Source organism: Polaromonas sp. P1_H6, assembly GCF_056405195.1.
Genome location: NZ_JBFUCN010000004.1, coordinates 110,002 through 128,625, shown reverse-complemented (window position 1 = coordinate 128,625; position 18,624 = coordinate 110,002). Strand labels below are relative to the sequence as shown.

Here is an 18,624-nt window from a genome sequence, read left to right as displayed (position 1 = left end):
CTTCTGGAGTGGATGCTTTTTATATGTATCCACTCCTTTGCATTTAGGAGTTCCGCACCATGATGGTCCTTTATTCAGGCACAACCTGCCCCTTCTCGCACCGCTGCCGCTTTGTGTTGTTTGAAAAAGGCATGGACTTCGAAATCCGTGATGTCGACCTGTACAACAAGCCCGAAGACATCAACGTGATGAATCCCTACGGCCAGGTGCCCATCCTGGTCGAGCGCGATTTGATCCTGTATGAGTCGAACATCATCAACGAGTACATCGACGAGCGCTTCCCGCATCCGCAACTGATGCCCGGCGACCCGGTCGACCGCGCACGCGTCCGCCTCTTCTTGCTGAACTTCGAGAAAGAGCTGTTCGTCCATGTCAGCACGCTGGAATCGCGCGCGTCCAAGGGCAACGAAAAAGCGCTGGAAAAGGCCCGCTCGCACATCCGCGACCGCCTGACGCAGCTGGCACCCATCTTCTTGAAGAACAAATTCATGCTGGGTGACAATTTCTCCATGCTGGACGTGGCCATTGCCCCTTTGCTGTGGCGCCTGGATTACTACGACATCGACCTGTCGAAGAATGCCGCGCCGCTGCTCAAGTATGCTGAACGCATCTTTTCGCGCCCGGCCTACATCGAGGCGCTGACGCCATCCGAAAAAGTGATGCGTAAATAATCTACGGATTCGATTTCCGGACAAGCAGTTTGGCTGAATTCATGAACGCCTTGGACGCCACGTCGACGCGCCCCTACCTCATAAGGGCGCTCTACGACTGGTGCACCGACAACGGCTTCACGCCTTATGTGGCCGTGTCGGTGGATGACACCGTTCAGGTGCCGCGCGAGTACGTGAAGAACAATGAAATCGTGCTCAATATCAGCTTTGATGCGACTTCGTCGCTCAAGCTGGGTAATGATTTCATTGAGTTCAAGGCACGTTTTGCCGGCAGCGCCCGGGAAATCATGGTGCCCATCAGCCATGTGATCGCCATCTATGCCCGTGAAAACGGGCAGGGCATGGCTTTTCCCATGGTGGCGCCCGCTGCCGCCGGCCAGGTTTCCAGTGCCGAGGCGGCGAGCGACGCCGGGCTGACGGCCCCTGCGGCTGCGCCGGCTTCCGCGCCGGCACAGCACAGTCCGGCGGACGGACCCGAGGGAAAGATCATGCAACTGGTCCCGGACAGCGCACCCGATGCGGAAGACGGTGGCCCCGACAACCCCGAGCCCCCCAAGCCGCCGCGCGCGCGGCCTTCGTTGAAACGGGTCAAGTAAAATAGCCTCGCGCCGCTTTAGCTCAGTTGGTAGAGCAACCGCCTTGTAAGCGGTAGGTCGTCAGTTCGATTCCGACAAGCGGCACCATTTCCCACGATTCTTGCCTTCCCCATGCAACGTGGGTACCATACGCTACCAATTTTGTAGCGAGCCATCAGGCGGGGGCTTTATCTTTCATGTCGCCTTGCCGTTATTGAAGAAACTGGCTACTACTTTTTCCTTATTAGGATCTTGAGCCGGATTGAGGTAACCTTCCAACCTTTGCCTATAAGGCGGGTCTGGATCAAGGGGAGCAATTGGCGGATTTTTGCGGCGGCCGCGTTGCCGTTGACCAGCAGGCACCAGGTTTCGCCGTCGATGGGCCCGGCCTGGACCGCCGGCCGCAAGGCTTCCGGCAACAGCGGCTCAATCGCCTTGAGCCTGTCGCTGGACTCCTGGACGAGTTCAGTCAGCCGTGCCAGGGAGGGTGAATTCCCGGCGGCCTGATAAACGGAGAGCGCCTGCGGAAGGCGCCGGTCGGAGGTCATGGTGGACGGTGCTCGGCCTGGTGAGCGCAAGCTTTTAAAGAGGTAGACAAGTGCATTTGATTATCACGGATGCGTGGCTGGCGAAAAGTCGGGCCATCTATTTAAGCGGGACAAAACTGGTTCTGGCGGGCTTTGTCGCCGCGCTGGCGCTCATGCTTGTGGCTGCCGGCCTCTACCACTGGGTGTTTCTCAAGGGCGCCCGCGAAGGATGGCCGGTCGTAGGCTCGCTGGTCAAACTCATGGTCAAGGACGAATTCGACCAGCGCGACCGTTTCATGCGCGAAAACCTCGACGTGATGGCCAAGCGGGTCGGCGAGATGCAGGCCAAGATGATGCAGCTCGAGGCGCTCGGCGAGCGGGTGTCCGGCCTGGCCGGCGTCAATCCCAATGACATCAAAGTCGCGCCCGGCCGCGGCGGCGCACTGGTGGCCGGCCCCTCGCTGACCATGGAAGAGCTGCAAGCCACGCTGGCGGACCTGGACAAACTCACTGATCAGCGGGTCGATCTGATGACCGTGATGGAGTCGCGCCTCTTCGACCAAAAGATCAAGAAAATGATGGTGCCTACCCAGGAGCCCGTGGCAGGGGGCAACCTCGGCTCGCCTTTCGGCTGGCGCATAGACCCGATGAACGGACGCTCCGCGCTGCACACCGGGCTCGACTTCCCTTCCGAGCCGGGCACGGCCATCCTGGCCGCAGCGGGCGGCGTCGTGGTTACGCAGGAATACCACCCGGCCTATGGCAACATGGTCGAAGTCGACCACGGTAATGAGCTTGTCACGCGCTATGCCCATGCCTCGCGCGTGCTGGTCAAAAAGGGCGACCTGGTCAAGCGCGGCCAGAAGATCGCCGAAGTCGGCACCACCGGCCGGTCCACGGGTCCGCACCTGCACTTCGAGGTGCTGGTCCAGGGTGTTTTCCAGGATCCGCAGAAATTCCTGACCGCGGGACAGAAACTGCCCGGGCCCATGGTGGCGTCCGCTGCCGCGCGGCTTCCCGCTCCCGCGCCGGTACAGTCCGCGCAGCTGCCGCGCCCCCACTAGGCGGTATGCCCGCCATGCGCATGTGCATGGCTTTTCAGGCCCGATGGCGGTTTTATCTCGGATAGCCGTGCAGCTCCCCTGGCAGAGTTAAAATCAGAGGTTTGGGCCCAGTTGAACTCACTGATGGCGCCCACACCTAGGTTCCGTACTCAATAAGGGATTTCGGCCGCATTGCCAGCTCATGGGGAGCGGTCAAGGCGGCCTCGCATTTATGGCTTCCAACATCCTGACCAAAATTTTCGGCAGCCGCAATGACAGGCTGCTCAAAACCTACCGCAAAACCGTAGAACGCATCAATGCGCTGGAGACCCAGTACGAAAAGCTTGACGACGACCAGCTGCGCGCCAAAACCCAGGAGTTCAAAACCAGGGTAGCCGCTGGCGAGGAACTCGATGCCATTCTTCCCGAAGCTTTCGCGGTGGTGCGGGAAGGCAGCAAGCGCATCATGAAGATGCGCCACTTCGACGTGCAGATGCTGGGCGGCATGTCGCTGCACAACGGCAAAATTTCCGAAATGCGTACCGGCGAGGGCAAGACCCTGACCGCCACGCTGCCGGTCTACCTCAATGCCTTGACCGGCAAGGGCGTGCACGTGGTCACGGTCAACGACTACCTGGCCAGCCGCGACGCGCGCTGGATGGGCAAGCTCTACAACTTCCTGGGCCTGACGGTGGGCATCAACCTGCCCAATATGTCGCGCGAGGAAAAGCAGGCCGCCTACGGCTCCGACATCACCTACGGCACCAACAACGAGTACGGTTTCGACTACCTGCGCGACAACATGGTCTATGAAGTGGCGGACCGCGTTCAGCGCGGCCTGAACTACGCCATCGTCGACGAGGTCGACTCGATCCTGATCGATGAGGCGCGCACGCCGCTCATCATCAGCGGCCAGGCCGAAGACCACACCGAGATGTACCTGGCGATGAACAAGATCGTCCCCATGCTGACGCGCCAGGAGGGCGAGGCCGACCCGCGCACCGGCGAAGGCGTGACCAAGCCCGGCGACTTCACCATCGATGAAAAAAGCCACCAGGTGTTCCTGACCGAGCAGGGCCATGAGAGCGCCGAGCGCCTGTTGTTCAACCTGGGACTGATCCCCGAGGGCTCCACCCTGTACGATCCGGCCAACATCTCGCTGATGCACCACCTGTATGCGGCCTTGCGCGCCAACCTGCTGTACCACCGCGACCAGCATTACGTGGTGCAGGACGGCGAAGTCGTGATCGTTGACGAATTCACCGGCCGCCTGATGTCGGGCCGCCGCTGGAGCGATGGATTGCACCAGGCCGTCGAAGCCAAGGAAGGCGTGCAGATCCAGGCCGAGAACCAGACTCTGGCGTCCATCACCTTCCAGAACTACTTCCGCCTCTACACCAAGCTGTCCGGCATGACCGGCACCGCCGACACGGAAGCCTACGAATTCCAGGAAATTTACGGCCTCGAAACCACGGTGATCCCGCCCAACCGCGTGAGCCGCCGCGATGACCAGCTGGACCGCGTCTACAAGACCACGCGCGAAAAATACGAAGCCGCCATCAAGGACATCCGCGAATGCTATGAGCGCGGGCAGCCCGTGCTGGTCGGCACGACCTCGATCGAAAACTCCGAGATCATCGACCAGCTGCTGATCAAGGAAGACCTGCCGCACCAGGTGCTCAACGCCAAGCAGCATGCCCGCGAAGCCGACATCATCGCCCAGGCAGGCCGTCCGAAAATGATCACCATCGCCACCAACATGGCGGGCCGCGGCACCGACATCGTGCTGGGCGGCAACGTTGAAAAACTGATCGAAGCGGTTGAAGCGGACGAGGCGTTGGATGCCGCCGCGAAAGAGGCGGAAATCGCCCGCCTGCGCGCGGCGTGGAAGGAAGAACACGAACAGGTCACCGCGATGGGCGGCCTGCGCATCATCGCGACCGAACGCCATGAATCGCGCCGAATCGACAACCAGCTGCGCGGCCGTTCCGGCCGCCAGGGTGACCCCGGCTCCTCACGCTTCTACCTGAGCCTGGACGACCCGTTGATGCGCATCTTCGCGGGCGACCGCGTCAAGGCCATCATGGAGCGGCTCAAGATGCCCGACGGCGAGGCAATCGAAGCGGGCATCGTCACCCGCAGCATCGAGTCGGCCCAGCGCAAGGTCGAGGCTCGCAATTTCGACATCCGCAAGCAGCTGCTCGAATACGACGACGTCGCCAACGACCAGCGCAAGGTGATCTACCAGCAGCGCAACGACATCATGGACGCCGCCAGCCTGCAGGCGCAGATCGCCTCCCTGCGCGAAGGCTGCTTCACCGACCTGGCGCGGCAGTATGTGCCGGCTGAAAGCGTCGAAGAACAGTGGGACGTGCCCGGGCTTGAGAACGTGCTGCGCGAGGAGTGGCAGATCGAACTCCCGCTGCGCCAGGAGCTGGAAGCCGCCACGGCCATCACTGATGAAGAAGTGGTCGAAAAGGTCATCGCGGCCGCCAATGCCGCCTTCGCCGACAAGGTTGAGAAAATCGGTGAAGAAAACTTCACGCAGTTCGAACGCGTGGTCCTGCTGCAAAGCATTGACAGCCATTGGCGTGAGCACCTGAGTGCCCTCGACTACCTGCGACAGGGCATCCACCTGCGCGGCTACGCCCAGAAGCAGCCCAAGCAGGAATACAAGCGCGAGGCCTTCGAGCTTTTCGGCCAGTTGCTCGACAGCGTGAAGAACGAAGTCACCAAGGTCTTGATGACGGTCAAGATCCAGTCGGGCGAACAGCTCGAGCAGGCGGCCGAGGAAATGGAGAACCGCGCCGAAAACATCGCCAACGTCACCTACACTGCGCCCACCGAAACCGGCGGCGTGGAAACGACGGTAGACGAGGAATCGCAGCGCCGCGCGCCGGCCGTGCCGGTCGGCGACATGCCCCGTGTCGGCCGCAACGACCCGTGCCCTTGCGGTTCGGGTAAAAAATACAAGAACTGCCACGGCCAGCTGAACTGAGCGCCTGCCCGAACAGAACGTTTTCCAAGCCCCACACTGGTTTTCCGGAGTCAACACATGCCCGTCAATCTGGTCGCCACGCCCGCCGCGGACCTCCACCCTGTTCCCGGCGTGCGCTGGGGTATCACCGAAGCGGGCATACGCAAAGCCAATCGCAAAGACCTTTCGGTGCTGTTGCTCGACGAGGGGGCGTCGGTGGGGGCCGTTTTCACCCAGAACCGCTTTTGCGCGGCGCCCGTGCAGATCTGCCGCGAACACCTCGCGAAGAACGGCGGCATGACGGCGGGCATACGCGCCATGGTCATCAACACCGGCAATGCCAATGCCGGAACCGGCGACGACGGCCTGAGCCGAGCGCACGCCACCTGCATCGCGCTGGCCCGCCTGCTGGATCTCGCGCCCGAACAGGTTTTGCCGTTTTCCACCGGCGTGATCATGGAGCCCTTGCCTAACGACCGCATCGCGGCGGGCCTGCCGGCCGCGCTGGCTGATGCGAAGGAAAACAACTGGGGCAATGCGGCTGAAGCCATCATGACCACCGACACGGTGGCAAAGGCTTTTTCCAAACGCATCAAGCTTTCGGGCGCCGAAGTCACTATCACCGGCATTAGCAAGGGCGCCGGCATGATACGGCCGAATATGGCCACCATGCTGGGTTTCATGGCGACCGACGCCTGCGTGGCCCAGCCGCTCATGGCGCAGCTGGCCCGGGAACTGGCGGAGGGCTCGTTCAACCGCGTGACGGTGGACGGCGACACCTCGACCAATGATTCCTTTGTGGTCGTGGCCAGCAATAAAGCCGCCCATGCGCCCGTGACCTCGCTAGACAGCGCCGACGGCCAGGCCTTGCGCGCAGCCATGATGGACATCGCCCGGCAACTGGCGCAGGCCATCGTGCGCGACGGCGAAGGCGCCACCAAGTTCATGACCATCCAGGTCGAGGGCGGCAAGGACGGCGAGGAATGCCGCAAGGTGGCTTACGCCATCGCCCATTCGCCGCTGGTGAAAACCGCGTTCTTCGCCAGCGATCCCAACCTGGGCCGCATTCTCGCGGCGGTCGGTTATGCGGGCATTGGGGACCTGGACCAGACGAAAATCGATTTGTACCTGGACGAAGTGCTGGTGGCCAAGAACGGCGGCCGGCACACCGGCTACGTCGAGGCTGACGGCCAGCGCGTGATGAAGCAAAGCGAGATCACGGTACGCGTGGTACTGGGCCGTGGCACGGCGGCCGACACCGTCTGGACCTGTGATTTCTCCTACGACTACGTCAAGATCAACGCCGATTACCGAAGCTGAGCCCGCATGAACGAGCAGTTTGAGCGCCTGATCGCCCGCGCCGAGTCCCTGATGGCGCGGATCGAGTCCGTGCTGCCGCAGCCCCTGGCCGCGCCGGACTGGAGCGCCTCGATCGCCTATCGCTACCGCAAGCGCAGTTCCGGCCACGGCTCGCTCGAGCCGGTGCGGCACATCGGCAACATGAGCCTCGGTGACCTCAAGGAAATCGAGGACCAGAAGGAAAAGATCACGCGCAACACCGAGCAGTTCGTGCTGGGCAAGCCCGCCAACAACGTGCTGCTGACGGGCGCGCGCGGCACCGGCAAGTCCTCGCTGATCAAGGCCTGCCTGAACGAGTATTCGTCACGCGGCCTGCGCCTGATTGAAGTTGACAAGGCCGACCTGATCGACCTGCCGGACATCGTCGACGTGGTGTCCGGCCTGCCTGAAAAATTCATCGTCTTTTGCGACGACCTGAGTTTTGAGGAAGGTGAGCCGGGCTACAAGGCGCTCAAGTCCATCCTGGATGGTTCTGTCGCGGCGGCCACGCCCAACGTGCTGATCTACGCGACCAGTAACCGGCGCCACCTGCTGCCTGAGTACATGACGGAGAACCTCACCTACACCCGCAGCGAAGACGGTGAAGTGCACCCTGGTGAAGTTGTCGAAGAGAAGATTTCCTTGTCCGAGCGCTTCGGCCTTTGGGTCAGCTTTTACCCTTTCAGCCAGGACGAATACCTGACCATCGTCGCGCAATGGCTCTCGTCTTTCGGCGTGGGCACGGATGCGATTGCGGCGGCAAAACCGGCTTCCCTGGTCTGGGCGCTGGAGCGCGGCTCGCGCAGCGGCCGCGTGGCCTACCAGTTTGCCCGCGACTATGCCGGCCGGGACAGCGCCAGCCGGCCCGTGGCGGCGTCGGCCATTGCCGCCTACGAGCGGCCGGGTGCTTCCGTCGCCGCATCGCCCGACGCGAGCGACCAGGCCCCGGACCATTCAACATGAGCGTGCTGGTCGCCGACGGTGAGCGGCCGCGTGAGGGCGGAGCGGACCGCAAGGTGGTCGATGTCGCGGTGGGCGTCCTGATCCGCCCCGATGGCGACTTCCTGCTGACATCCCGTCCTCCCGGCAAGGTCTACGAAGGCTACTGGGAATTTCCGGGCGGCAAGCTGGAGCAAGGCGAAAGCGTTGAAGCTGCGCTGCGCCGCGAACTGCAGGAAGAAATCGGCGTGACCATAGGTGCGGTCCATCCCTGGAAGGTCGAGATGGTCGACTACCCGCATGCGCTGGTGCGCCTGAATTTCTGCAAGGTGTTCGAGTGGACCGGTGAGCTGCAGATGCACGAGGGCCAGTCTTATGCCTGGCAATCGCTGCCTGTCAGCGTGGAACCGGTCTTGCCGGGCACAGTGCCGGTGCTGGCCTGGTTTGCCGAAGAACGGGGCTTTGCCGGCGCGACCTGCTGATCTGCCTTGCTTCCGCGCGTTGCCTCAGCCGGCAAACACCCAGTTCTTGCTTGCGCCCAGCACCGCGTCGGGGTAAGGCGATTTGCCGCGTGAGCCGTTGTAGCGACCCAGGCCCAGGAAGAGGTCACCGCGCTCCCTGTCCAGGTAGTGGCGCAGGATCACACAGCCGAAGCGCAGGTTGGTCTGCATGTGGAACAGCTTGCCGGGGTCACCGTCCCCGATCACGCGCGTCCAGAAGGGCATGACCTGCATGTAGCCGCGCGCGCCGACGTTGCTGACCGCGAACTTGCGGAAGTTGCTTTCGACCTGGATCAGGCCCAGCACCAGCGTGGTGTCCAATCCGGCGCGCTTGCTTTCATACCAGACGGTTTGCAAAAACTCCTTGCGGATCTGCCACTCGGGTTTTTTCTTCTTGAGGCGGTCGCTCATGGCGCCCAGCCAGCGCAGGTAGGTCAGGCGGCTTTCCGTGTCCTTGAACTCGGGCACGGGAGGCGCCTGGTTGGCGATGGCCGAGCTCAGCGCGGTGCGCACCGAATCGATCAAGGGCTCTTCGATCTGCGCGCCGGCATGCGCCTGCCGCGCCAGCAGCAGCGGGCTGCAGGCAATTGGCAAGGCCAGTAGGCAGCTTCGGCGGGAGAGCCCCTGCGCCTTGGCCGGGGCGGCACCGGATGCGGACATGGTCAATGAGCGCACGGAAACCATGGAAACGTCAAAGCGCCAGCTTTCCCTTGAGGAAGTCGAAGGCGCCGGCAACGTCTATCTTGCTGGAGGCCGCGTCGCGGCGGTGCTGGTATTCGAGTTGCCCGTCTTTCAGGCCGCGGTCGCCGATGGTCACGCGGTGCGGCACGCCTATCAGTTCCCAGTCGGCGAACATGGCACCGGGCCGCTCGCCACGGTCGTCCAGGATCACGTCCACACCGGCCGCGAGCAGCTCGCCATAAAGTTTGTTGGCGGCCGCTTCGACTTCGGGGAAGCGGTCGGGGCTGATGGGGCACAGCACCACGGTAAAGGGGGCAATGGCGTCGGGCCAGATGATGCCGCGCTCGTCGTGGTTTTGCTCGATGGCCGCGGCCGGCAGACGCGTGATGCCGATGCCGTAGCAACCCATCTCCATGAATTGCGGTTTGCCGTTTTCACCCAGGAAGGTGGCGTTCATGGCCCGGCTGTATTTGGTGCCGAGGTAGAACACATGGCCGACCTCGATGCCGCGCTCTATCACCAGCGCCCCCTTGCCGTCCGGCGATGGGTCGCCCGCCACCACATTGCGAATGTCGGCCACCCGTTCGGGCTCTGGCAGGTCACGGCCCCAGTTGACGCCCGTCATGTGGAAATCGGCCTCATTGGCGCCGCACACCCAGTCGGCCATGGCGGCGACTTCGCGGTCGACCACCAGCTTGACGGGTTTCTTCAAATTCAGCGGGCCGAGGTAGCCTGGCTTGCAACCAAAGTGGTCTTCAATCTCGGGCAGGGTCGCGAAGCGGAAATCAGCCAGGCCCGGCACCTTGCCGACCTTGACTTCGTTCATGTCGTGGTCGCCGCGCAGTAGCAGCAGCCAGACCTGCGACTTCACGGTCTTGCCCGTGTCGTCCAATTCGTCGGTGGCCATCACCAGCGACTTCACTGTGGTGTTCAGCGGGATGCCCAACAGTTCGGCCACGCCGGCGCAGGTGGCCTTGCCGGGGGTGGGTGTTTTGGCCATGGCCTGCGACGCCGGCTTGCGCGCGCCCTGGGGCGGCAGTGCCTCGGCTTTTTCCATGTTGGCGGCGTAATCGCTGCCGGGGCAGTAGACGATGGCGTCTTCGCCAGTGGCGGCAATCACCTGGAATTCTTCGCTGAGGTCACCGCCTATGGCACCGCTGTCGGCGGCGACTGCGCGGTAGGTGAGGCCGAAGCGGTCGAAGATCTTGCGGTAGGCGGCCGCCATGACCTGGTAGCTGGCTTTGGCACCGGCCTGGTCGCGGTCGAAACTGTAGGCATCCTTCATGATGAACTCGCGCCCGCGCATCAAGCCGAAGCGGGGGCGGCGCTCGTCGCGGAACTTGGTCTGGATCTGGTACAGGTTCTTCGGCAGCTGCTTGTAGCTCTTGATGTCCTGGCGCATCACGTCGGTGACGACTTCTTCGCTGGTCGGCTGGACGATGAAGTCGCGGCCGTGGCGGTCCTTGATGCGCAGCAGCTCGGGGCCCATTTTTTCAAAGCGGCCGGTCTCCTGCCAGAGTTCGGCCGGCTGGATCACCGGCATGGTCATCTCCACGGCGCCGGCGCGGTTCATTTCCTCGCGCACGATGGCTTCGACCTTGCGGATCACGCGCAGGCCCATGGGCATGTAGTTGTAAACGCCGGCCCCCAGTTTCTTGATCATGCCGGCCCGCATCATGAGCTGGTGGCTGACGACTTCCGCGTCGGCAGGGGCTTCCTTGAGGGTGGAAATGAAGAACTGGGAGGCTTTCATGGGCGGTTTTCGGGGATTCCGGGTGGGAAAATTGGGGAAAAGGTGCTGCAGCCCGCCGTGCGCTTGGCGCTGGGGCCTTCGCTGTGCATAATGGACTCAGTTTAAAAAATTTGAGGTTTGATTATGCTTGACCGGGACGGCTTTAGGCCCAACGTCGGCATCATCTTGCTCAACCAGAGAAGTCAGGTATTTTGGGGCAAACGTATCCGTACCCACTCGTGGCAATTTCCGCAGGGTGGCATTGATCGGGGCGAAAATCCCGAGCAGGCCATGTACCGCGAGTTGCATGAAGAAGTGGGGCTGTTGCCGCAGCATGTGAATGTGCTGGCCCGAACCCGAGACTGGTTGCGCTATGAGGTGCCTGACCGGTTCATCCGCCGCGATGCGCGCGGACATTACAAAGGCCAGAAACAAATCTGGTTTCTCCTTCAGCTGGTCGGCCACGACTGGGACCTGAACCTGCGCGCCACCGACCATCCCGAGTTCGATGCCTGGCGCTGGAACGACTACTGGGTGCCGCTGGACGTGGTGGTCGAGTTCAAGCGCGGTGTTTATGAGATGGCGCTGACCGAGCTTTCAAGGTTTGTTCCGCGCGTGGACAACCGGGCCGAACCGCGCCCGGACCATCGCAATCGCTACCTGCGCGGTGGCCTGCACCAGCGCGACCACGCGGGCACGCCCGGTGAGGCCGGATTCCATGCCGCGGGCGAGTCTTTTCACGCCCAGATCAGGCCGGGTGCCTCTTTTGAATTGCCGCCCGGCGCCACCTTTGAACCCGATCCGCAAACCAGCCTGGGCGCGGATCCCACTATCCCAAAACCATGAAATTCACATCGGCCTTTCTGGCCTCGCTCTTCCTGGCGGTGCTTGGCGTCCCGGGCTTGGCACAAGCCCAGGCGTACGTGCTGGAAGATCCCGCCGACTGGAAGGAAATCGAGACACCGCCGCCACCGGCGTTTGACGTCAAGAAGCTGATCACGTTCGAGGTCTCGCCCAATTCCCAGCTGGTGTACGGCGTGGACCCGGCCGCCCTCAGCATTTCCCCAAAGGATGGGGTCGTGCGCTATGTCATGGTGGCGTCCAATGCCAGCGGCGCCCGCAATGTGATGTATGAAGGCATACGCTGCTCAACCGGCGAATTCAAAACCTATGCGCGCCAATCAGCGGACGGGAAATGGACGCACGTTAGCAATCCGGAGTGGCGTTCGCTGTTTGAAAACATGCCGTCCAAGCATGCCTTGCGCTTTGCCCGGGCCGGTGCCTGCGACAGCGCCGCGCCCGCGACCTCGGTCGATGTGCTGGTCAGGCGCTTGAAAAACCCGAACTACCGGATGGCCGATTAATATCGGCCGACTTGCCGATCACCCACGCAGAGCTAGCGGGTCAATACGAGGTTGGTGCGGTGGACCATTTCGGGCTCACCCGTGTAGCCCAGCAGTTTCTCGAATTCCGAGGATGCCTTGCGGCAGATCAGCCGGGCTTCGGCGCTGGAATAGTTGGCCAGGCCGCGCGCGATCTCCGTCCCCTCGGGACTTCGGATGGCGATGACGTCGCCACGCGAAAAATCGCCCTGAACAGCCGTCATGCCGATGGGCAGCAGGCTTTTTCCCTCGCCTTGCACCTTGACCACCGCACCCGCGTCCACCGTGACCGAGCCGCGCATCTGCAGGTGATCGGCCATCCATTGCTTGCGTGCCTGCATCTTCTGGGTCTGCGCCACGAGCAGTGTGCCTATGGGCTCGCCCTGCGTCAGCCGTATCAGCGCCTGCGGTTCGCGGCCCCAGGCGATCACGGTTGACGCGCCCGATCCCGCGGCGCGCTTGGCGGCCAGGATTTTGGTGATCATGCCGCCTTTGCCGATGCTGGATCCAGCGCCCCCTGCCATGGCTTCCAGCGCCGGGTCGCCGGCTTTGGCTTCGTGTACAAACTGCGCCGCCGGGTCCTTGCGCGGGTCGGCGGTGTACAAGCCTTTCTGGTCTGTGAGGATGACCAGCGCATCGGCCTCCACCAGGTTGGCGACCAGCGCACCCAGCGTGTCGTTGTCGCCGAACTTGATCTCGTCGTTGACCACCGTGTCGTTTTCGTTGATGACGGGGACGACGCCGAGCTGCAGCAGGGCCAGCAGGGTGGAGCGGGCGTTGATGTAGCGTTCGCGATCGGCCAGGTCGGCGTGTGTGAGCAGGACCTGGGCGCTGCCGATGCCGTTTTCACGCAGCTTGGTTTCGTAGACCTGGACCAGGCCCATCTGGCCTACCGCGGCGGCGGCTTGCAGCTCATGGATGGCCCTGGGGCGCGCGCTCCAGTTCAGGCGCTTCATGCCTTCGGCAATGGCGCCGCTGCTCACCATGATCACCTCGCGCCCGTCCTTGACGAGAGCCGCCAGCTGTTCGCACCACAGGCCGATGGCGGTTGCATCCAGCCCGCGGCCCTCGTTGGTGACCAGGCTGGAACCCACCTTGACCACAATGCGTCTGGCGTTGCGCAGGATGGAGGAGCCTGGTTTGTCTTGCATGTTCAGTACTTCTCAGGCTGCGTTCCCGTCAACACGGCATCGGCAGCGGTTGTTTGTGGAGTGGGGCAGATGCAGCCCTGCATCTTCCTGCGGCTGGGGTGCCGGAAACAAGAATGTCAGGACGGTTCCGGCGATTCAGGGGGCAGCGGGGCGAAGCGCGGGTCGATTTCTTCCACCGGCTGCTCGCTTTTTTGCACCTGCTTGACGTGCTGGTAGATCGTCTTGATCAGGTGCTCGCAGCCCTCGCGCGTCAGCGCTGAAATCTCGAACACCGGGCCCTTGAATTTGAAACGCTTGACGAAGTCCTTGACGATGGCCGCGCGCTTGTCGTTGTCCACCATATCGAGCTTGTTCAGAACCAGCCAGCGCGGTTTTTCATAGAGCGATTCATCGTATTTCTTGAGCTCTCCTACGATGGCCTTGGCCTGTGCCACCGGGTCCACACCTTCGTCGAAGGGAGCCAGGTCCACGATGTGCAGCAGCAGGCGGGTACGCTGCAGGTGTCGCAGGAAAAGATGGCCCAGGCCGGCGCCTTCGGAAGCGCCCTCGATCAGGCCGGGCAGGTCGGCCACTACAAAACTTTGTTCGGGGCCGACCCGCACCACGCCTAGGTTGGGGTGAAGCGTGGTGAAGGGGTAGTCGGCAATGCGAGGGCGGGCGTTGGAAACCGCCGATATAAAGGTGGATTTGCCGGCGTTGGGCATCCCCAGCAGTCCGACGTCGGCCAGCACCTTGAGCTCCAGCTTGAGGCTTTTGCGCTCACCGGGCCATCCCGGCGTTTTGCTGCGGGGCGCGCGATTGGTCGAGCTTTTGAAGCGCAGATTGCCGAAACCGCCGTCGCCACCCTTGGCGATCAGCACCTGCTCGCCAGGCACCAGCAGCTCAAAAAGGACTTCACCGGTTTCGGCATCGGTCAGGATGGTGCCCACAGGCATCTTGAGGATGACGTCGTCGCCCTTGGCGCCAAACATGTCCGAGCCCATGCCGTGCTGGCCGTTGCGGGCATCGTGGCGACGCGAAAAGCGGAAATCCACCAGCGTGTTCAGGTTGATGTCCGCGACCGCGTACACATGCCCGCCGCGCCCGCCGTCACCGCCGTTGGGGCCGCCGAACTCTTTGTACTTTTCATGGCTGAAGGAGACGCAGCCACTCCCGCCATCGCCTGCGGCAATGTCAATAAAGGCTTCGTCAACGAATTTCATGATGGAGTGCTGCGGTTAAACCAGGGGCGATGGGAGCCGAAGATCAAGTTTACAAACAAAAAAGCCCCGACAGGTCGGGGCTTCGTTTCAGTCGAAGTGACTTATCGAAGTGATCAGCTTACGCCGGCGTCACATTCACGGTGTGCTTGTTCAGCGCACCTTTGACGGAAAACGAGACCGAGCCGTCAACCAGCGCAAACAGCGTGTGGTCTTTGCCGATGCCGACATTGACGCCTGGGTGGAACTTGGTGCCGCGCTGGCGCACGATGATGCTGCCTGCGTTGATGACTTCGCCGCCAAATTTCTTGACGCCAAGCATTTTGGGCTGTGAATCACGGCCGTTTCGCGTAGAGCCGCCGCCTTTTTTCTGTGCCATTTTTCGTTACTCCTGGTACGTCCCTGCTTAACCGGCGATGACGCCGATTTGCAGTTCCGTGTAGTTTTGCCGGTGGCCCTGGCGCTTTTGGTAGTGCTTGCGACGGCGCATTTTGAAAATGCGAACCTTGTCGTGCCTACCTTGCGAAAGGACTGTGACTGTAACAGTAGCGCCGGACACCAAGGGCGTACCAACCGTGATTGTGCTGCCGGTGCCGACAGCCAATACCTGGTCAATAACGATCTCTTGGCCTACGTCCGCAGCAATCTGTTCTACTTTAATTTTTTCTCCAGTAGCAACCTTGTATTGTTTGCCACCGGTTTTTATGACCGCGTACATGTAAGACCTCGTAAATTGAGTTCTGCAGACGGATTTCCGCAGAGCCCAATATTCTAGCATGGCAGCCCGAAATTGACCAGACGGGCTGTTTCGGGGCTTTTGGGCGCCGGTTTCCGGAGCCGGCCGGGCCTGGGCGGGCGGGACGGCTTCCTATAATTGGGCCACATTTAACGTCTGGATTGCCTTTTGTCTGCCAACTCCTCTAGCACCGCCGCAGCCCTCGCCCTGATTGCCGACGACATGCGCGGGATGGACGCGGTGATCGAGCGCCGCCTGAAGTCCGAAGTGCCCCTGGTCAGCCAGGTCTCGGGCTACATCGTGGCGGCCGGCGGGAAACGGTTGCGCCCAGCCCTTTTATTGCTGATGTGCGGCGCCCTCGGGTACCGCGGTGACCAGCGTTACAACCTCGCGGCCGTCGTGGAGTTCATTCACACCGCGACCTTGCTGCATGACGACGTCGTGGACGAGTCCACCTTGCGCCGCGGCCGTGCCACCGCCAACGAGGCCTTCGGCAACCCCGCGAGCGTGCTGGTCGGCGACTTCCTGTATTCCCGGGCCTTCCAGATGATGGTGGAGGCAGGGGACATGCGCATCATGCAAACCCTGGCCGAAGCCACCAATGTGATTGCCGAAGGGGAGGTGCTGCAGCTCATGAATATGCACGACGCGGCACTGTCCGAAGAAGGCTATCTCAGGGTAATTCGCTCCAAGACGGCCAAGCTGTTTGAAGCAAGCGCTCGCTTGGCGGCCTTGCTGGCGCAGTCGCCGCCGGCCGTCGAGGAGAGCTGCGCGGACTACGGGCAGGCGCTGGGCACGGCATTCCAGGTGATCGACGACGTGCTCGATTACGACGGGGACGTCTCGGAAATGGGGAAAAACCTTGGGGATGACCTGCGGGAAGGCAAGGCAACCCTTCCTTTGATCATCGCGATGCAGCGCGGCAGCGAGGCCGAGCGATCCACCATCCGGCAGGCCATTGAAACCGGCGGGACCGACCAGATGACGCGGATCATCGAGATCGTGCACCAGACAGGCGCATTGCGGGCAACCCGCGATGCCGCCGCCGTGGAGGCTCAGCGCGCGCTGAATGCCTTGCGGATCTTGCCGCAAAACATTTACAGTAATGCCTTGACGCAACTGGCTTCCCAATTGCTGGAGAGGCGTTCCTGACGGGTTGTGTGACGGCGGGGTGTAGCTTAGCCTGGTAGAGCGCTACGTTCGGGACGTAGAGGCCGGAGGTTCGAATCCTCTCACCCCGACCAGGCCCGGTTTTTTTCTTAAGTGTGCGTTTCTTCGCATACTTCCAACGCTACCCGGGGGGTGGGGGCGTTTTCGATTTACACCCGGGAATCTATAGGCGATGATACCTATTTGAGCTAAACCCCAGAACCATGGCCGCTGTCGACACCGCAATCAACCAACCGCCTTCCATGGCCCTGCCCGGCCTGGGACGGGCCTTGGTGGTGGCGGGGAAACTGGGTCAAAAGGCCGCCGAAGACATTTTCCGCAAGGCCCAAAGCGGGCGAACCAGCTTTATTGCCGAGCTGACCGGGTCCGGTGCGGTATCCGCGTTCGACCTGGCCCATACCATGTCCACGGCATTTGCCGCGCCCTTGCTGGACCTGGAGGCCATTGACGCCCAGCGTCTGCCCAAGGGCCTGCTTGACCCCAAGATCTGTACAACTTACCGTATTGTTGTCCTGAGCAAGCGGAACAACCGCCTGATCGTGGCGACGGCGGACCCCTCCGACCAGGAGGCGGCAGAAAAAATCAAGTTCTCCACCCAGATGGGCGTGGACTGGGTGATTGCCGAATACGACAAGCTTTCCAAGCTGGTGGAGGTTTCCAATACCTCCGCGTCCGAGGCAATGGAAAGCATCATCGGCGACGATTTCGAGTTTGACGAGTCCAGCGCCGACGCGACGGCCGAGGACAGCGAAGCGAGCGTCTCTGAGGTCGAGGACGCGCCGGTCGTCAAATTCCTCCAGAAAATGCTGCTCGATGCTTTCAGCATGCGGGCTTCCGATCTGCACTTTGAACCATTCGAGCACACCTACCGCGTGCGTTTCCGGGTTGACGGCGAATTACGCGAAATCGCCTCGCCGCCAGTGGCCATCAAGGAAAAACTGGCCGCCCGCATCAAGGTCATTTCCAAACTCGACATCTCCGAAAAGCGCGTGCCGCAAGACGGCAAAATGAAGCTCAAGATCGGCCCGGACCGGGTCATCGACTTCCGGGTCAGCACCTTGCCCACCATGTATGGCGAAAAAATCGTCATTCGTATCCTGGACCCGAGCAGCGCCAAGCTCGGCATTGACGCCCTCGGCTATGAGGCCGTTGAAAAAGAGCGTTTGATGGCCGCCATCCAGCGGCCGTACGGCATGGTGCTCGTGACCGGGCCTACCGGCTCGGGCAAGACCGTGTCCCTGTATACCTGCCTGAACATCCTTAACAAGCCGGGCGTCAACATCGCGACGGCCGAAGACCCTGCTGAAATCACCTTGCCGGGCGTGAACCAGGTCAGCATGAATGACAAGGCCGGCATGACTTTTTCGGTCGCGCTCAAAGCCTTCCTGCGGCAGGATCCAGACATCATCATGGTCGGTGAGATTCGTGACCTCGAAACCGCCGATATCGCGATCAAGGCCGCGCAGACCGGCCACATGGTCATGTCGACCCTGCACACCAACGATGCGCCGACCACACTGACGCGTATGCGCAACATGGGCATTGCGCCTTTCAACATCGCTTCCAGCGTGATCCTGATCACCGCCCAGCGGTTGGCCAGGCGGCTGTGCCCCAATTGCAAAGCCCCAGCGGATATCCCGCGCGAGACCCTGCTGGATGCGGGTTTCAAGGAAGAAGATGTGGACGGTTCCTGGACCCCTTACCGTCCGGTGGGTTGCTCCATGTGTACGAATGGTTACAAAGGCCGCGTCGGTGTTTATCAGGTTATGCCCATTTCAGAGGAGATTCAGCGTATCGTCCTTCGCGACGGCAGCGCCCTGGAAATCGCGGCCCAGGCGGAGTTGGAGGGAGTCAAAAGCTTGCGCGTGTCGGGGTTGTCCAAGGTCAAGCTCGGCATGACTTCGCTGGAAGAGATTCTGGGCTGCACCAATGTTTAAGCAGTCGCGTTCAATTGCCGTCACCTGGCGGCATGAGCGTGGCGACAAGGCGGTCTGAGACTGTCG

Annotated in this window: 18 protein-coding genes and 2 tRNA genes; 13 read left to right on the top strand and 7 right to left on the bottom strand. The window is 61.9% G+C overall.

The features are described from left to right. The first annotated feature begins 59 nt into the window (after nucleotides 1-59). From AC1D1F_RS05420 to AC1D1F_RS05410, 3 genes are all read left to right on the top strand, one after another. The gene (locus AC1D1F_RS05420; RefSeq protein ID WP_007868077.1) at nucleotides 60-671 is read left to right on the top strand and encodes a glutathione S-transferase N-terminal domain-containing protein; all 612 of its coding nucleotides are present in this window, start codon (nucleotides 60-62) and stop codon (nucleotides 669-671) included. Nucleotides 672-712: 41 nt separating this feature from the next. Next, a complete protein-coding gene (locus AC1D1F_RS05415; protein WP_477678842.1) occupies nucleotides 713-1,267 on the top strand; it encodes a ClpXP protease specificity-enhancing factor in 555 nt (184 codons plus the stop codon). 11 nt (nucleotides 1,268-1,278) lie between these two features. Beyond that, a tRNA-Thr gene (locus tag AC1D1F_RS05410) sits at nucleotides 1,279-1,354 on the top strand. Nucleotides 1,355-1,476: 122 nt separating this feature from the next. Here the strand turns inward: AC1D1F_RS05410 and AC1D1F_RS05405 are convergent. Next, the gene (locus tag AC1D1F_RS05405) at nucleotides 1,477-1,794 is read right to left on the bottom strand and encodes a hypothetical protein (RefSeq protein WP_436157452.1); all 318 of its coding nucleotides are present in this window, start codon (nucleotides 1,792-1,794) and stop codon (nucleotides 1,477-1,479) included. 50 nt (nucleotides 1,795-1,844) lie between these two features. On the opposite strand from AC1D1F_RS05405, the gene AC1D1F_RS05400 reads away from it, so the two are divergent. From AC1D1F_RS05400 to AC1D1F_RS05380, 5 genes are all read left to right on the top strand, one after another. Then, nucleotides 1,845-2,837: a M23 family metallopeptidase gene (locus AC1D1F_RS05400; protein ID WP_477678843.1), complete on the top strand. Its 993-nt coding sequence runs from the start codon at nucleotides 1,845-1,847 to the stop codon at nucleotides 2,835-2,837. Between the two features lie 211 nt (nucleotides 2,838-3,048). Continuing rightward, nucleotides 3,049-5,814, top strand: a complete 2,766-nt coding sequence (secA, locus tag AC1D1F_RS05395) for a preprotein translocase subunit SecA (protein WP_477696359.1) — start codon at nucleotides 3,049-3,051, stop codon at nucleotides 5,812-5,814. A 57-nt stretch (nucleotides 5,815-5,871) separates the two neighbouring features. Then, nucleotides 5,872-7,113: a bifunctional glutamate N-acetyltransferase/amino-acid acetyltransferase ArgJ gene (argJ, locus tag AC1D1F_RS05390; protein ID WP_477678844.1), complete on the top strand. Its 1,242-nt coding sequence runs from the start codon at nucleotides 5,872-5,874 to the stop codon at nucleotides 7,111-7,113. 6 nt (nucleotides 7,114-7,119) lie between these two features. Continuing rightward, nucleotides 7,120-8,094 (top strand): ATP-binding protein, encoded by a 975-nt coding sequence (locus tag AC1D1F_RS05385; RefSeq protein WP_477696358.1) that lies wholly within the window; start codon nucleotides 7,120-7,122, stop codon nucleotides 8,092-8,094. After that, nucleotides 8,091-8,552, top strand: coding sequence for an NUDIX domain-containing protein (locus AC1D1F_RS05380; protein ID WP_477678451.1), 462 nt, complete (start codon nucleotides 8,091-8,093; stop codon nucleotides 8,550-8,552). Before AC1D1F_RS05385 ends, AC1D1F_RS05380 begins: the two co-directional genes overlap by 4 nt. A 24-nt stretch (nucleotides 8,553-8,576) precedes the next feature. Here the strand turns inward: AC1D1F_RS05380 and AC1D1F_RS05375 are convergent, their stop codons facing one another. Together AC1D1F_RS05375 and AC1D1F_RS05370 are read right to left on the bottom strand one after the other, a co-directional pair. Then, on the bottom strand, nucleotides 8,577-9,230 hold the full coding sequence (locus AC1D1F_RS05375; protein WP_477652806.1) for a lytic transglycosylase domain-containing protein: 654 nt from the start codon (nucleotides 9,228-9,230) through the stop codon (nucleotides 8,577-8,579). A gap of 31 nt (nucleotides 9,231-9,261) precedes the next feature. Further along, nucleotides 9,262-11,004 (bottom strand): proline--tRNA ligase, encoded by a 1,743-nt coding sequence (locus AC1D1F_RS05370; RefSeq protein WP_477678450.1) that lies wholly within the window; start codon nucleotides 11,002-11,004, stop codon nucleotides 9,262-9,264. Nucleotides 11,005-11,127: 123 nt separating this feature from the next. Here AC1D1F_RS05370 and AC1D1F_RS05365 point away from each other — a divergent pair, with 123 nt between their 5' ends. Both AC1D1F_RS05365 and AC1D1F_RS05360 read left to right on the top strand, forming a co-directional pair. Then, a complete protein-coding gene (locus AC1D1F_RS05365; RefSeq protein ID WP_477678449.1) occupies nucleotides 11,128-11,829 on the top strand; it encodes an RNA pyrophosphohydrolase in 702 nt (233 codons plus the stop codon). After that, the gene (locus AC1D1F_RS05360; protein ID WP_477678448.1) at nucleotides 11,826-12,347 is read left to right on the top strand and encodes a CNP1-like family protein; all 522 of its coding nucleotides are present in this window, start codon (nucleotides 11,826-11,828) and stop codon (nucleotides 12,345-12,347) included. The genes AC1D1F_RS05365 and AC1D1F_RS05360 overlap by 4 nt, the downstream gene beginning before the upstream one ends. Before the next feature lie 32 nt (nucleotides 12,348-12,379). Here the strand turns inward: AC1D1F_RS05360 and proB are convergent, their stop codons facing one another. The 4 genes from proB to rplU form a co-directional block, all read right to left on the bottom strand. Then, nucleotides 12,380-13,516, bottom strand: coding sequence for a glutamate 5-kinase (proB, locus tag AC1D1F_RS05355; RefSeq protein ID WP_477678447.1), 1,137 nt, complete (start codon nucleotides 13,514-13,516; stop codon nucleotides 12,380-12,382). Between the two features lie 116 nt (nucleotides 13,517-13,632). Next, a complete protein-coding gene (gene cgtA / locus AC1D1F_RS05350) occupies nucleotides 13,633-14,718 on the bottom strand; it encodes an Obg family GTPase CgtA (protein WP_477652476.1) in 1,086 nt (361 codons plus the stop codon). Nucleotides 14,719-14,836: 118 nt separating this feature from the next. Next, complete coding sequence (gene rpmA / locus AC1D1F_RS05345; RefSeq protein WP_122955354.1) at nucleotides 14,837-15,094, bottom strand: 50S ribosomal protein L27; 258 nt, start codon at nucleotides 15,092-15,094, stop codon at nucleotides 14,837-14,839. Nucleotides 15,095-15,121: 27 nt separating this feature from the next. Next, a complete protein-coding gene (gene rplU / locus AC1D1F_RS05340; protein ID WP_477678766.1) occupies nucleotides 15,122-15,433 on the bottom strand; it encodes a 50S ribosomal protein L21 in 312 nt (103 codons plus the stop codon). A gap of 186 nt (nucleotides 15,434-15,619) precedes the next feature. On the opposite strand from rplU, the gene AC1D1F_RS05335 reads away from it, so the two are divergent. The 3 genes from AC1D1F_RS05335 (at nucleotide 15,620) to pilB (ending at nucleotide 18,558) form a co-directional block, all read left to right on the top strand. Continuing rightward, entirely contained in the window at nucleotides 15,620-16,603 is a 984-nt protein-coding gene (locus AC1D1F_RS05335; protein ID WP_477696357.1) for a polyprenyl synthetase family protein, read from the top strand. Nucleotides 16,604-16,618: 15 nt separating this feature from the next. Then, nucleotides 16,619-16,695 (top strand) — tRNA-Pro (locus tag AC1D1F_RS05330). A gap of 129 nt (nucleotides 16,696-16,824) precedes the next feature. Next, on the top strand, nucleotides 16,825-18,558 hold the full coding sequence (gene pilB, locus AC1D1F_RS05325; RefSeq protein ID WP_477681834.1) for a type IV-A pilus assembly ATPase PilB: 1,734 nt from the start codon (nucleotides 16,825-16,827) through the stop codon (nucleotides 18,556-18,558). Nucleotides 18,559-18,624: the final 66 nt, after the last annotated feature.